This is a genomic window from Psychrobacter sp. UBA3962, from assembly GCF_002385225.1.
Taxonomy (GTDB): Bacteria; Pseudomonadota; Gammaproteobacteria; order Pseudomonadales; family Moraxellaceae; genus Psychrobacter.
The window spans coordinates 13,967-27,519 of the sequence record NZ_DGDC01000030.1 but is presented as its reverse complement, the minus strand read 5'-3'; the positions used below and the strand labels follow the sequence as shown (position 1 = coordinate 27,519).

At 42.2% G+C, this 13,553-nt stretch carries 13 protein-coding genes; 7 read left to right on the top strand and 6 right to left on the bottom strand.

From position 1 onward, the window contains the following. Positions 1 to 975 precede the first annotated feature (975 nt). Together rho and B3S92_RS07585 are read left to right on the top strand one after the other, a co-directional pair. Positions 976 to 2,244, top strand: coding sequence for a transcription termination factor Rho (rho, locus tag B3S92_RS07590; RefSeq protein WP_296204606.1), 1,269 nt, complete (start codon positions 976 to 978; stop codon positions 2,242 to 2,244). A 337-nt stretch (positions 2,245 to 2,581) separates the two neighbouring features. Next, positions 2,582 to 2,821, top strand: coding sequence for a glycine zipper family protein (locus tag B3S92_RS07585; RefSeq protein WP_296204499.1), 240 nt, complete (start codon positions 2,582 to 2,584; stop codon positions 2,819 to 2,821). A 180-nt stretch (positions 2,822 to 3,001) separates the two neighbouring features. Here the strand turns inward: B3S92_RS07585 and ypfJ are convergent, their stop codons facing one another. Next, positions 3,002 to 3,871 (bottom strand): KPN_02809 family neutral zinc metallopeptidase, encoded by an 870-nt coding sequence (ypfJ, locus tag B3S92_RS07580; RefSeq protein ID WP_296204497.1) that lies wholly within the window; start codon positions 3,869 to 3,871, stop codon positions 3,002 to 3,004. A 715-nt stretch (positions 3,872 to 4,586) separates the two neighbouring features. On the opposite strand from ypfJ, the gene B3S92_RS07575 reads away from it, so the two are divergent. Then, positions 4,587 to 4,949 carry a hypothetical protein gene (locus tag B3S92_RS07575; RefSeq protein WP_296204495.1) on the top strand — a complete coding sequence of 121 codons (363 nt, stop codon included), beginning with the start codon at positions 4,587 to 4,589 and terminating at the stop codon, positions 4,947 to 4,949. Between the two features lie 209 nt (positions 4,950 to 5,158). Here the strand turns inward: B3S92_RS07575 and B3S92_RS07570 are convergent, their stop codons facing one another. The 5 genes from B3S92_RS07570 to rpmI all read right to left on the bottom strand — a co-directional run bounded on the left by B3S92_RS07570 (position 5,159) and on the right by rpmI (position 10,184). Then, positions 5,159 to 5,485: an integration host factor subunit alpha gene (locus B3S92_RS07570; protein ID WP_296204493.1), complete on the bottom strand. Its 327-nt coding sequence runs from the start codon at positions 5,483 to 5,485 to the stop codon at positions 5,159 to 5,161. A gap of 234 nt (positions 5,486 to 5,719) precedes the next feature. Then, positions 5,720 to 8,131, bottom strand: coding sequence for a phenylalanine--tRNA ligase subunit beta (gene pheT / locus B3S92_RS07565; RefSeq protein WP_296204491.1), 2,412 nt, complete (start codon positions 8,129 to 8,131; stop codon positions 5,720 to 5,722). Positions 8,132 to 8,204: 73 nt separating this feature from the next. Beyond that, on the bottom strand, positions 8,205 to 9,320 hold the full coding sequence (gene pheS, locus B3S92_RS07560) for a phenylalanine--tRNA ligase subunit alpha (protein ID WP_296204489.1): 1,116 nt from the start codon (positions 9,318 to 9,320) through the stop codon (positions 8,205 to 8,207). Positions 9,321 to 9,537: 217 nt separating this feature from the next. Further along, positions 9,538 to 9,894: a 50S ribosomal protein L20 gene (gene rplT, locus B3S92_RS07555; RefSeq protein WP_007394884.1), complete on the bottom strand. Its 357-nt coding sequence runs from the start codon at positions 9,892 to 9,894 to the stop codon at positions 9,538 to 9,540. A 92-nt stretch (positions 9,895 to 9,986) separates the two neighbouring features. Beyond that, positions 9,987 to 10,184, bottom strand: a complete 198-nt coding sequence (rpmI, locus tag B3S92_RS07550; RefSeq protein WP_007394883.1) for a 50S ribosomal protein L35 — start codon at positions 10,182 to 10,184, stop codon at positions 9,987 to 9,989. Positions 10,185 to 10,675: 491 nt separating this feature from the next. Here rpmI and hisIE point away from each other — a divergent pair, with 491 nt between their 5' ends. From hisIE to tatC, 4 genes are all read left to right on the top strand, one after another. Then, positions 10,676 to 11,602, top strand: coding sequence for a bifunctional phosphoribosyl-AMP cyclohydrolase/phosphoribosyl-ATP diphosphatase HisIE (hisIE, locus tag B3S92_RS07545; RefSeq protein WP_414707012.1), 927 nt, complete (start codon positions 10,676 to 10,678; stop codon positions 11,600 to 11,602). 127 nt (positions 11,603 to 11,729) lie between these two features. Then, positions 11,730 to 11,984: a twin-arginine translocase TatA/TatE family subunit gene (tatA, locus tag B3S92_RS07540; protein WP_296204482.1), complete on the top strand. Its 255-nt coding sequence runs from the start codon at positions 11,730 to 11,732 to the stop codon at positions 11,982 to 11,984. 54 nt (positions 11,985 to 12,038) lie between these two features. After that, entirely contained in the window at positions 12,039 to 12,698 is a 660-nt protein-coding gene (gene tatB / locus B3S92_RS07535; RefSeq protein WP_296204479.1) for a Sec-independent protein translocase protein TatB, read from the top strand. After that, positions 12,695 to 13,543 carry a twin-arginine translocase subunit TatC gene (gene tatC / locus B3S92_RS07530; RefSeq protein ID WP_296204476.1) on the top strand — a complete coding sequence of 283 codons (849 nt, stop codon included), beginning with the start codon at positions 12,695 to 12,697 and terminating at the stop codon, positions 13,541 to 13,543. The genes tatB and tatC overlap by 4 nt, the downstream gene beginning before the upstream one ends. The last annotated feature ends 10 nt before the right edge of the window (positions 13,544 to 13,553 follow it).

The window sequence follows — 13,553 nt, the reverse complement described above, 5'->3', positions numbered from 1 at the left end:
TTTGGGCCTAAAAGCAGTAGAGGTAGGTGATATTCTCAACATTGTTCCCATATTGATAATTGCCCTAGCCTGCCATAAACCTTGCTAATACAAATGGTTAATCTTAGCCAAATCGCCATTAAAATATATTTTAAGCCAACAAAACCATTGACATGACGCGGGTAAACACCGTATAGTTTGATTCCTAGAGAATATCTATTGTCAATTTGCGAATCTCAATAGAGAGTCCCCCCTACTTAAGGGGCTTTTGTTGCGAATATATGCTTATCTGCACAAAATCATCACTCAATTATCCCTGTCTTAATACCTCTGTTATCCCTTGCGTATTAGCTAACTGACACGCCTATTGAGAGTTAATCACTGATGATTTGATGCCAGATATTGACAACCAAAATATCTTTTCTCGCTTTCTAGTTTTACCGTATATCCTATCTGTATCCAATAACCGATTATTACTAAAAAATAGGTTTGGCCCTTATTTAGAGATTTATTTAAAAATTATCTGCTAGATTTTGTTTGTCTTATTGAGTCCTTCTAGTCTCGATATTTATATATAGACATAAAATATGTAGACATTAACTTACTCCAATCATTTGTTAGAGCTAAGGGCTGATCCAGTCTACTCCCGCAAGTGATTAATCAATCCTATTTAAGCTTAATACAGATAGCAAAGCCTTCTTTATCTTTATTCACTTTTCTGGCGGTTATTTAACCAGTGGCTTTGGCTAGAAACAATAAATACAAGCAGTAATGCCTCTAAACTTACACCTAATGGAAATTAGATCTTATTGAGCTAAGTAAGAACTATTCATGTTAATGACGCACTCTTTTTCCTATCTTTATTTTTCACCAACTCTATCAACGTGTGGCGATATTTTACGATCGCAGGCACTTTTATAACCTATTGCATATGCTTAATTTAAATAGGCGTAACGGCAGCTGACTATGACTCAACAACAATCAAACGAAACCTCTATGAACCTCACTGAACTAAAAAAGAACTCCGTTGCTGATCTGCTAAATATTGCCAAAGAAATGGGGCTCGATAACCTTGCGCGTAGTCGCAAACAAGACATCATTTTTGCTATCTTAAAAAAACATGCCAAAAATGGGGAAGCCATTTATGGTGATGGCGTGTTAGAAGTCCTTCCTGATGGATTTGGCTTTCTTCGCTCTTCAGAAGGCTCTTACTTAGCGGGTCCTGACGATATTTATGTTAGCCCGAGCCAAATAAGACGTTTCAGTCTAAAAACTGGGGACTCTATTGCCGGGACTATTCGCCCACCAAAAGATTCAGAACGTTATTTTGCCCTACTTAAAGTCGGTGAAATTAACTTTGATACCCCAGATCGCTCACGCCACAAATTAATCTTTGAAAACCTAACCCCGCTATTCCCTACTGAGCAATTAAAGCTTGAGATGGGTAATGGCACTACCGAAGACTTGACGGGCCGTGTAATCGATTTGATTGCTCCCATCGGTAAAGGTCAACGCTCTATTATCGTCGCCCCGCCAAAAGCTGGTAAAACCGTCTTATTACAAACTATTGCTCAGTCCATTACTCGCAATAACCCAGAGTGCTATCTGATTGTGCTGCTTATCGATGAGCGCCCAGAAGAAGTGACCGAAATGCAGCGCACTGTGCGCGGTGAAGTGGTTGCCTCAACCTTCGATGAGCCGCCACAGCGTCACGTTCAAGTGGCTGAAATGGTAATCGAAAAAGCCAAACGTCTGGTAGAGCACAAACAAGATGTGGTCATTTTACTGGACTCTATTACCCGCCTGGCACGTGCATACAACACCGTGGTTCCCTCCTCTGGTAAAGTCTTGACCGGTGGTGTGGATGCCAATGCCCTAGCCCAGCCTAAGCGCTTCTTTGGGGCGGCTCGTAATATCGAAGAGGGTGGCAGTTTAACCATTATCTCAACGGCGCTGATTGATACGGGTAGTAAAATGGACAGCGTTATTTTTGAAGAATTTAAAGGTACTGGTAACCAAGAAATCACTCTTGAACGTGATTTGGCGGAAAAAAGAGTCTTCCCAGCGATTAACATCAAAAAATCGGGCACCCGCCGTGAAGAACGTTTGTTAGATGAGGATACGCTACGTAAGGTTTGGATTCTACGTAAGCTACTGCAGCCTATGGATGGGGTTCAAGCCACTGAATTCCTACTAGATCGCTTAAAAGAATCTAAGACGAATGATGATTTCTTCGATCAAATGAAACGTAAATCGCAAAACTAGTCCTTAATCAAAAGTAATTAAAAGCTTAAATAAAAGACTGCCTTCGAGTGGTCTTTTTTTTATGCCCCTTTTTCCGCAACCTTTCTTCATCATTGTCACATCAGTGTAACAAGCGTTACGTATCAGACGCAAAGCCCAGTCATTTTAATACACTTAAATATTACAAATGTTCTAATATAGGGTTTATATACTCAGTGACTCACCAAAATTTAAGTAACCTTCCTTATAGTATTTAAGCATAATAGTATTTCAGCTTATACTTATAGTAGGTCTGCTTATAACAGGTAAGCTCTCCTCCCTTTTTATTTTTTGTTTATCTTTTGACAAGGAAGACACCATGAAACTATCTAAATCTATTGCTCTAGCGACCATGACCAGCTCTGCCCTGTTTTTAGCAGGCTGTAACTCTACAGGTGGCTACAATACCATGAACAATACTGCTAAAGGTGCTACTGCCGGCGCGGTTGCTGGTGCTCTAATTAAATCTAAAGGCAACAGTAAAGATATCGCTAAAGGTGCCGCAACTGGTGCAGCTATTGGTGGTATCAGTGGTTATGTAATTGACAACACTAATTAATAGTCGTCCCTACTATTAATTAGTTGACTATATAAAGTTAAATAAAAAAAAGAGCCTGCAATGCAGGCTCTTTTTTTGTGTTGGACTTTAATTTTATAAAAGAGAATATTATTAAAAATTGCAAAGCAATGGGCTACCTATCTACACAGTCTATAATTAAACAGCCCCTAAAGTATTTGTTTAAATAGCTCCGGAGAAGGTGTCGCAACTGCGTATATCGCCACTTTGAAGACCACGAGTGAACCAATTTACACGCTGCTCACTGGTACCATGGGTGAAATTATCTGGCATAACAGTCCCTTGAGTTAATCGGTCATCACCAATTTGACTGGCCGCATTCAAGGCCTCTTCAATATCCCCTTCTTCTAAGAACTGAACCCGCTGTTGGTTGCGGTTGGCCCAAACCCCAGCATAACAGTCCGCCTGTAACTCTTGACGTACTGAAAGTTGGTTGCCTTGAGTTTCACTAAGCTGACGACGGGCTTCATTCACTTTTTGAGAAGTGCCTAACAAAGTCTGTACATGGTGACCCACCTCATGAGCAATCACATAAGCTTGGGCAAAGTCACCTGCTTTGCCTTGGTTTTCAGCATCCCCTGAACCTTGTTGATCCCCAGCAATCCCTAAGTTATTGCTCATTTCAGCAAAAAACGAGGTATCCAAATAAACCTGCTGATCTGCTGGACAATAAAAAGGACCTGTGGCTGAAGTAGCACTACCACAAGCTGAGTTCACTCGGCCATTAAATAAAACCAGTTGAGGCTCTCTATAACTACTGCCCATCTCTTGGAATATTTCTTGCCAAACGGCTTCAGTATCTGCCAATACTACAGCGACAAACTGAGAGTCTCGGCTCTCGTCATTCAAGGGCTGAGTACTGGTGCTATTTCCCGCGGTGATCGATTGACCCGTCTGGAAGGCAGTCATTGGGTTAACCCCAAACACCAACCATAACACCAGACCAATAATAATACCAAAGATACCGCCACCAGCAGCCTTACCGCCACTCATACGTACGTTTGAGCTACCACTTCTATCACGCCATTTCATAGACCTTCGCCTTAATCATTACTTTAATGTTAGGGGGATATTCCTAATAGCCCCAATATTTTTTCTAGCTATAAACTGTTTTTATATGGCTATCTTATGGTTATCTTATAATTTTGCCAATTACCCTAATAAACAGGTTAATCTCATAGTAAGTCAACCCTCATAGGACGGTCTCTAAGCCATTATCAGATAAATAGCGATTATATAAACCGCTTTTTTTGAAAATATACAATCTTTTACTGCTCATCATTATAATAATTTGATGCACGTCGTTATAATAAAAAGTATAATTAGCAGATATTGGACAGTTAGGCCATAAATTATTGCCTTAACACCCCTATATTTACATTTAGTCACTTTTTAGCTAAATTATTTTGTGGCTTTTTACAACTAAATCTATATTATATACAGCCATATAACGTTAGAGTTTAGTTTACCTGCCAATTTTATAAATAGCTGTTTTGTATATTTATGGGCTTGGTAGTTGAAACAAAGTGGTAAAATTTTTCCGTGAGTTTCGTTAAAAATTGTATCTAAATATAATGTTTAACCAAATTTACTTTAATTTGTAATATTAGTGATGTATAATCGCTAACGAATTCTGACCCTGCAAAATTATATTTATTTAAAGTTAAATGACAGCAATACTTTCTATTTCTGCGTAACTTTTTATAAATTGTTGTGTCAGTTATATTTCACTTTCTTGGAGAAAATTATGAAACTTAAGCTACTTGCACTTTCAGGCTTAATGGCAGCTACTATGGGTTTAACAGCTTGTGACAGCAACAAAGAAAACGCTGTTGAAGACATCAACGACGCTCAAGAAGAGCTAAAAGACGCAGAAGTACAGTTAGACCAAGCTGAAGCTGAAGGCGAAACTGTTGGTGCTGAGCAAGAAGTTGTTGCTGACGCTCAAGACGCTGCTGCTGAAGCTGAAGTTGCTGCTGCTGCTGGTGATGCTGAAGCTGCTGAAGAAGCTAACAACATCGATACTGATGCTACTGACGCTGCTGCTAACGAAGCAATGGCTGAAGGCGAAGCTGCTGCTGACGCTACTACTGAAGCTGCTGCTCAGTAATTTAGCTATAAAAAATCTATTGTCTAGTGAATTTACTAACAATAGTGCAAAAAAAGAGAGCCTTTTGGCTCTCTTTTTTTATTTCTACAATGAGTTTGTTAAGGTGCGGCTGATTAATTGATGGCCATAAAAAAACCAATGACTGATAAAGAGTACTGCTATCCGACTCTTACTCTATCATTGGCTTATTTTAATTTTTAATGTCTAGGCTAAGCTTCAGACTGAAGCTGATAATCCTCTACTTGGCGACGTAGCTTTTGCCCCGCTTTAAAAGTAACCACGCGACGAGCGGAGATTTGCACCTCCTCACCTGTCTTAGGATTGCGTCCTGGTCGGCTTTTTTTATCTTTTAAAATAAAATTGCCAAAGCCAGAAAGCTTAACATCTCTACCCTCGACTAAATTATCATAAATCTCATCAAAGAATGAATCTACTAACAGCCTTCCTTGCTGTCTTGTAAAACCAAATTTGCCAACCAAATGATCAATAATATCCGCCTTGGTTAACGTCTGTGTTTCTGAGTTTTTTACTGTCATTACGGCTTCCTTATCGTGTAAAACTCTTGAAATGGTCTAAAAAGACCTAGAATTATTATAATACAAACGCCTTTTAAGCTTCCTACTCGCCAGGCCTTCTCCTAATACGTCAATTAATTTCAACGCAAAATTTAGGAAGGGGGCACTCCCCCTCCTAAAATAAGTTAACCGCTAATTGATAGGGTTAACTGTATTCCAAAATTAAACAATGCTTTTTAAATCAAAGACGGGCTGTTAGCTGTCTCTTAACTGCGCCCCATGTTGACTTTGTAAGGCATCAATGACACGCTGCATAGCTTGATTCACAACTTCATCAGACAAGGTCTGAGTAGCATCTTGCCAAATTAAGGCAAAGGCTACTGAACGCACGCCTTCTGCAGTATGTTCACCTTGATAAACGTCAAATAACCAGTGCTGCTGTAACAGCTCACCACCCGCTTCACGAATGGTTTGCGATAAAGCCTGACGCGGGATCTCTGCGTCAACTAATAAAGCAATATCACGACGTACCTGTGGGAACTTAGAAGGACTAACAATATTTTGAGTCGCTCTAGCCTCTTCCAAGATAGGCGCTAAGGCCAATTGAGCTACCCAAGTCGTAGGTAGGTCAAGCTTTTGTGCCACGGTTGGGTGCAATTGACCCAACCAGCCCACTACTTCGCCATCAATCAGTAACTCAGCGCTTTGGCCAGGGTGTAAAAATGCCATCTCACTGCGCTGATAGCTTATGCGTGACTCTTCTAAAGTTGCCGGTAATAACTGCTGCACATCACGCTTCAAATCAAAGAAGTCCATAGCACGGTTGCTGTGTGCCTGCTCTGGATTAACCTCTCCCGTAGCCACAATCGCTATGCTTGGGGTTTGTACCAACTCATCTATGGTAGCCCCCACGAAACTTAGGCCCGTTTCAAAGAAGCGGACGCGAGGCTGCTGACGATTCAAGTTGTACTGAACACAAGGAATTAAGCTTGATAACAACGTACGGCGCATCACTGCCAAATCTGCAGAAATAGGATTGGCCAAGGCTAACACATTGCCTAACTTAGCATCATCTAAGGCCTTTTCCATTTTTTCATCGCTGAAACTAAAGCTGATCGCTTCCATATAACCGGCATCTACCATGGCTAGCTTTAAGCGGTGGGTTAAGTCTGCGCTATCATCGTAACGCATATCAACGCCCAAGTTAGGCAGAATGCTTGGAATATTATCATAGCCGTAGATACGCGCAATTTCTTCAATCAAATCTTCTTTGATTTCAATATCGAAACGATGACTTGGGGGCAAACAGCTTAGTACCGTTACGCCATCTTGTTGTTGCTCTTCTACTTCAATCTCAAGCTTGGTCAATATTTCAATAATACGCTGTTTTTCAATCTCTATGCCAATTACTTCTGACACTTTATGCAGAGGTAGCTTAACCGCGCCTCTTTTTGGCAGCTTATCAAGATTTTCAACCACAGTAATATTGCCTGCTTTGCCGTTGGCGACAGTGCTAATTAGGTTAACCGCACGATTTAAAGCCTGCCTAGGCAGCTCAAAATCCACCCCACGCTCAAAACGTTGTGAGGCATCGGTATGCAGTCCAAAGCGGCGGGCACGGCCGGCTATGGCCAACTGATCAAAGAAGGCACTTTCTAACACAATATTGGTAGTGCTGTCGGTGACACTGCTGCGCATGCCGCCCATGATTCCGGCCAATGCCAACGCCCCTTCGTCATCGGCAATGACCAACTCATCACCTTTGAAAGTGATGGTTTGTTCGTTTAGCAGCTCAAGGGTTTCGCCTTCTTTAGCAAGACGAACCTGAATGCTGCCCACCAGCTTATCAGCATCAAAGGCATGTAACGGCTGACCTAACTCTAACAGTACATAGTTGGTCACATCCACTAAGAAGTTATGCAAGCGCTGACCACTTTGTAATAAAGCTTTTTGCATCCAATCTGGCGTTTCAATACTGCGATCAATGTCCAAAATAGGCTGGACTAAATAACGGGGACAAGCTTCAACAGCATCAACGGTTACCGCTTGTGTCGCTTCCACTTCGCCTTGCTGCTCACTGATCTCTGGCGCTGTGACTTGTAGACCATTAATGACACCTATTTCACGAGCAATACCGCGCACACTAAAGCAGTCGCCTCGGTTAGGGGTGATAGAGATGTCTAACACTTTATTATCTAATCCAAGGTACTCACGGATATCAGCGCCAATAGGAGCATCTTCTGGCAGCTCTAGTAAGCCATCTACAACGTCTGGTAAATCAATCTCTGAGGCGCCGCATAGCATGCCTTGTGACTCGACACCACGCAGCTTGCTCTTCTTAATCTTAAAGCCTTTACCATCTTCCGTAGGCAGCTTAGCGCCGATAGTTGCTACAGGGGCACGCATACCGACTTTAACGTTGGGCGCCCCACAAACAATCTGTAGTGGCGCATCGGCATTGATATTTACTTGAGTCACTCTTAGCTTATCTGCGTCTGGATGCGGCTCAACACTGATTACCTCACCCACTACCACGCCACTAAACTCTGCAGCAACGGCTTCAATATCATCAATTTCGAGGCCAGCCATAGTCAGTTGATCGGCTAGAGCCTGCGTATCATTATTGGGGTTTACCCACTCGCGTAACCATTGTTCGCTAATTTTCATAGAATTCTCAAAAGGCTGTCAAATTATTATGTCTGTTATTGGTAGAGTATGATTGAATAATAACGGTTTTGGCTTATCCAAACTGGCGTAAGAATCGCACATCGTTTTGGAAGAACAAACGCAAATCATCAATACCATAATAAAGCATGGCAAAACGCTCGATACCCATACCAAAAGCAAAGCCAGTGTATTTTTCAGAGTCGATACCACAGTTGCTCAATACTTTAGGATGGACCATACCGCAGCCCATCACCTCAAGCCATTTACCATTATCTGCTAGGATATCTACTTCTGCTGATGGCTCGGTGAAGGGGAAGAACGAAGGGCGAAAACGCACTGTTAACTGCTTACCGAAGAAGGCTTCCAAAAACTCGTTAATCAGCCCTTTTAGCTCTGCAAAAGTGGTGTGCTCAGTCACCATCAACCCTTCTAGCTGATGGAACATGGGAGAGTGAGTCTGATCCGAGTCACAACGGTAAACACGGCCCGGGCAGATAATACGAATTGGTGGCTCACCCGCTTCCATGGTACGAATCTGTACCGGACTGGTATGGGTACGTAATAAATAATGGGCATCAAAATAGAAGGTGTCATGCATAGCGCGTGCAGGGTGATGCGACGGAATATTTAACGCCTCAAAGTTATAGTAATCACTTTCAACTTCAGGACCCGTTGCCACGTTAAAGCCGGCTTGCATGAAGAATTGCTGCATGCGCTGAGCCGTCATAGTCACCGGATGCAATTGACCTTTTTGTTGGCCACGAGCTGGTAAGGTAATATCAACACGTTCTGCTTCAAGCTTGGCGTTAAGAGCCGCCTCTTCTAATACTTGTTGCTGCGCATTTAGGGTATCAGTAATCTGAGTTCTTACTTGATGCAACCAGCCTCCTAGCGTTTTTCTGCTATCGGCATCAAGTTTACCCATTTGCTTCGACCAGCCGGTTAAAGCACTCTTTTTGCCGGTAAGTGTCACTCGCATTTGCTGTAAATCTGCACCGTTAACAATCTCGCCAATGGCAGACTTAGCTGCTTCAGCATAGCCTTGCAACTCGGCTTCGGTTAACTCGCTTAGCACCTCAGATAAGCTCGGTAAGCTGGCTGTCAGCTCAGCTAAGCTGCGCTTATTGCTAGCAGCAGTGTCTGGGGCATTTGAGGTAGGATCAGTTGATGAAACGTCAGATTGAGTCATGTAAGCATTCTCAGAGTTTGTTAGCTAGTGGCAGCCTTAATAAAGCGTCAGGCACCTAGATTTTAAGGATAGCAAAGTCGGGGCTGCAACTTAAGCGTTTGTATAATAGTTATAAATGTTTAGTTGCAGTAATTGTAAGCAAATAAAACAAAAAAAGCCATCATATGCGATGGCTTCTTTTATAACGATAATAACTACTTAGGCTTGGTTTTAATAATTAAGCCAAGGCAGCTTTTGCTTTTTCAGTCAATGCAGTGAAGGCAGCAGCATCATGCATAGCGATGTCAGCTAGAACGCGACGATCGATTTCGATGTTTGCTTTTTTCAAACCATTGATGAAACGGCTATAGCTTAAACCATTTAAACGTGCACCAGCGTTGATACGAGCGATCCATAGACGACGGAAAGTACGTTTTTTGTTGCGACGGTCACGGTAAGCATACTGACCAGCTTTAGTTACTGCTTGTACCGCTACACGATAAACTCTTGAACGAGCGCCGTAATAACCTTTAGCGCGCTTTAAGATTTTTTTGTGACGACGGTTTGCTTGAACACCACGTTTTACACGGGCCATAAAATACTCCTAATAAATTGATTTGCCTGAACTTATACCGGTTAATTAAATAAATTAGAAAATAGTATAAGAACGTTAGAAATTAAGTGGGTTTATAAATAAGGGCACATACGGCGAACCGCAGCTACATCAGCAACATGTACCAGTTTCGTACCACGTAATTGGCGAATACGTTTAGGAGACTTTTTGGTCAGAATGTGACGTTTGAACGCTTGTTTGCGCTTGAAGCCGTTAGCAGTTTTTTTGAAACGCTTGGCAGCGCCACGCTTAGTTTTCATTTTAACTTTCATAAGAACCTCTTATTCTTTGTTGCTAGTCTATGCCATTATCTGAGACAGATAACTGCTGACTTAACAGCCAAGGGAAAACCTGTTCGTCAGTGGGATTATCTTACTATTATAAATAGCAATTAAATGCTCGTTATAAAGAGAATTCCAGCACTGCCTTGAGGTGGGAAGCGCGCATTATATCAGATACGAAGCTTTTAACCAACTAAATTCACTGCCGTTAAGTGGCTTTTAATACTTCTTATTAAAAATAATATCCACCTCTTTGCTCGCAATCCCAGTTTTTATTGGTTTTTTGCCTTTTATCAGTCAAATCAGGGCTTACTATATAATGCCGACTGAATGATAAACCTATATACTAAAGCTAGATGCTAAAAGATTTTATAATACCAAACTTATCCTCCTCTAAAGTCCAGAGGAATCTGGGTTTGATTTACACTGTAAAACCTAATATTTAGATGTTTAGCTTTAACTGATTAATAGGGTGCTGCCTCATGTCCAACCCCAACACACCAATGACTGATACTAGTGTTAACCCCAATAACCACAACAAGAATGCCAGCTGGTTAGATGAAATTAGCTATACCGCAGAGGGGCTAATCCCGGCGATTGCTCAAGATAAGAGCACCGGTGAAATCTTAATGATGGCGTGGATGAACCGAGAGTCTTTACAACTGACAGCTCAGACCAAAACGGCGGTCTATTTTTCACGCTCACGCGGTAAATTATGGCACAAGGGAGAAACATCAGGGCATACCCAAATTGTGCACGACATTCATCTGGACTGTGATGCCGATGTGATTGTATTGTCTGTGACTCAAATTGGTGATATCGCTTGTCATACTGGCCGCAAATCTTGCTTCTATCGTAAGCTGGATTTAACCTCATCCTCACCCAGCTGGGAGACTGTAGCCCCTGTTATTAAAGACCCCAATGAGATTTATGGCACTACTGTCTCTGAGGCATCGAATGCTATAATGGCCACAGATAATAGAGATGTCGGCCAACCTACAGAAGCTGTGGCCTCTATTGAAGCCAGTACCGTGCTACAACACCTAGATGCTGTGATGGCTGAACGCAAACAGGCCGATGCCAAAAGCTCTTATGTCGCTAGCCTGTACGCCAAAGGTCTTAATAAAATTTTAGAAAAAGTAGGTGAAGAAGCGGTTGAGACTATCATCGCCGCTAAAGATCTGGCCTTTGCTAGCAATACTACAGAAGCCGTGGTCAACACAGAGGATGACCTAGCTGCGGAGCACTCGGCCCTAACCGATGATCTTATTTATGAGATAGCCGATGTCTGGTTCCATACAATTGTCACATTAGCTTGGTTTAATATACGGTCTGATCGCGTTTTAGTAGAGTTAGCAAGACGCTTTGGACTGTCTGGTATAGATGAGAAAAACAGCCGTACTCAATAAAGAGTCTGGTGGGTCTATTTAGTTGTATATATATCTATTTATATCTCTATGGTAGACAGCACCAGCTTGAATCATAAACCGTTAAAAAGTTTTTATAAATTAATGAGTTAAATAAAAGGACACTATCATGAGCCTATCTCCAATGCAGTTATTAATTATTCTAGGCATTGCTCTGCTAATCTTCGGTACCTCAAAACTAAAAAATGCCGGTAAAGATTTGGGCGGCGCCGTAAAAGGCTTTAAAGATGCGGTAAAAGATGAAGAAGAGGCCCATTCCAAAGCCAAAAACCAGCCAAAAGTTATTGATCATGACGCTTCTGAAAACACAGAAGTAAAAGTAACTGTAGAAAAAACCAAAGCTGAAGATACTCATCAATCTTAATGATTATTATAGAGTTCTGGGCGACTAAATACAGTGACAGGATATTAAGCGGTTATGTTTAACTTCAGTTTTTATGAGCTTATGGTGTTTGGCATCATTGCGCTCATCGTTTTGGGTCCCGAAAAGTTACCGCAGGCGGTGCGTACGGTAGGTACTTATTATTCTAAGTTCCGCCGGACCATAGGCACTTTGAAGGCTGAGATGGAAGCTGAGCTGGATTTGGCAGAAACCCGGCAATTAATGCAACAAGAGCTGGCTAAAATCCGTGAGTCAGAAGCTGAGATGCAAAAGGAGATGGCCCAGTTGCGTGGCAGTATTCAAGAGTTTGAGCAACAACAAAACTCTCAGCTGAGACAATTGCAATCGGGCAAGCCTACGGGCAACACTGGAGAGAAAGAGTGGGTGCATCCTGTTGCTAATGCCAATCCAAATAGTGATAGCGATACCGATTATGCCTATGGCTCTGTAAACAACGCTAACTCATCAAAAGCGGATACCTCTGTTGCAGCGCAGCCTGTTGAACCTTCTGCACCGCAAATGACCCGTCCTTGGGAAAACATGTGGTTTTTACTGGGAGACTATGACCGAGTGAGACGCTTGCCACCACCCCCTTTTCTTCCTAACTATACCGCCAATCCGTTGTTATACAATACACAAGTGATATCAACAGAAACAGACACTGGCTCAGCTAAGCCGACTGAGGTCAGACCATGAGCTTATTCAAAAAAAAGAAGCAACGCTTCGCCTCTACAGACAAAGAGTCGGTAACAGATAATGATGCCAAGAACTCCTCTGATACAGCTGCTAATGAAGACGCTTTAGCAGATATGCCGCTTACTGAGCATTTGGTCGAGTTAAGGGCGCATCTGATTAAAATTATGGTGGTGGTTTCGGTTATTTTCTTAGGCTTAGTGGGCTTTTCGCGCGAGCTGTACGATATTATTTCTGAGCCCCTAGTAGAGATATTACCCACAGCTTCTACCATGATTGCCATCGATCCAGTGGCCAACTTCATGGCGCCTATTCGGCTGACGCTGCTTACCTCAGCTTTTTTTGCGATGCCTTTTATTCTGTATCAAATCTGGGCTTTTGTTGCTCCAGGCCTATATAAGCATGAAAAACGAATAGCCATACCTATTCTACTCTCCTCCATCGTCTTGTTTTATACCGGTGTGGCTTTTGCTTACTTTATTGTTTTAAAACGCGCACTTAGCTTTTTGATTGCCTTTTCTCCCTCAAATATCGTCCCTATGACCGATATTGAGAGTTATCTTAGCTTCGTGACCAAGCTATTGATGCTGTTTGGGATTACCTTTGAGATCCCTGTGGTGGTTCTGATTTTAGTCGTTACCGGCATTGTGTCCGTCGCCACACTGGCTGATAAAAGACGCTACGTAATAGTGGCTTGTTTTGCGGCTGCGGGGGTTATGTCACCTCCTGATGTGCCTTCTATGTTTTTACTGGCAATTCCTATGATTTTATTATTTGAGATTGGCTTGTTATTGGCCCGTATCTTGGTAAAAGAGAAGAAAGCTGCTCTCACTGATGAAGAACAATGAGTGCCAAAGA

Coding starts and splice junctions, on each gene's coding strand:
- ypfJ (WP_296204497.1), bottom strand. CDS start 3,871: ATGAAATGGCGTGATAGAAGTGGTAGCTCAAACGTACGTATGAGTGGC.
- pheT (WP_296204491.1), bottom strand. CDS start 8,131: ATGAAAATTAGCGAACAATGGTTACGCGAGTGGGTAAACCCCAATAAT.
- pheS (WP_296204489.1), bottom strand. CDS start 9,320: ATGACTCAATCTGACGTTTCATCAACTGATCCTACCTCAAATGCCCCA.
- rplT (WP_007394884.1), bottom strand. CDS start 9,894: ATGGCCCGTGTAAAACGTGGTGTTCAAGCAAACCGTCGTCACAAAAAA.
- B3S92_RS07575 (WP_296204495.1), top strand. CDS start 4,587: ATGAAACTTAAGCTACTTGCACTTTCAGGCTTAATGGCAGCTACTATG.
- B3S92_RS07570 (WP_296204493.1), bottom strand. CDS start 5,485: ATGACAGTAAAAAACTCAGAAACACAGACGTTAACCAAGGCGGATATT.
- B3S92_RS07585 (WP_296204499.1), top strand. CDS start 2,582: ATGAAACTATCTAAATCTATTGCTCTAGCGACCATGACCAGCTCTGCC.
- hisIE (WP_414707012.1), top strand. CDS start 10,676: ATGTCCAACCCCAACACACCAATGACTGATACTAGTGTTAACCCCAAT.
- tatA (WP_296204482.1), top strand. CDS start 11,730: ATGAGCCTATCTCCAATGCAGTTATTAATTATTCTAGGCATTGCTCTG.
- rho (WP_296204606.1), top strand. CDS start 976: ATGAACCTCACTGAACTAAAAAAGAACTCCGTTGCTGATCTGCTAAAT.
- tatB (WP_296204479.1), top strand. CDS start 12,039: ATGTTTAACTTCAGTTTTTATGAGCTTATGGTGTTTGGCATCATTGCG.
- rpmI (WP_007394883.1), bottom strand. CDS start 10,184: ATGAAAGTTAAAATGAAAACTAAGCGTGGCGCTGCCAAGCGTTTCAAA.
- tatC (WP_296204476.1), top strand. CDS start 12,695: ATGAGCTTATTCAAAAAAAAGAAGCAACGCTTCGCCTCTACAGACAAA.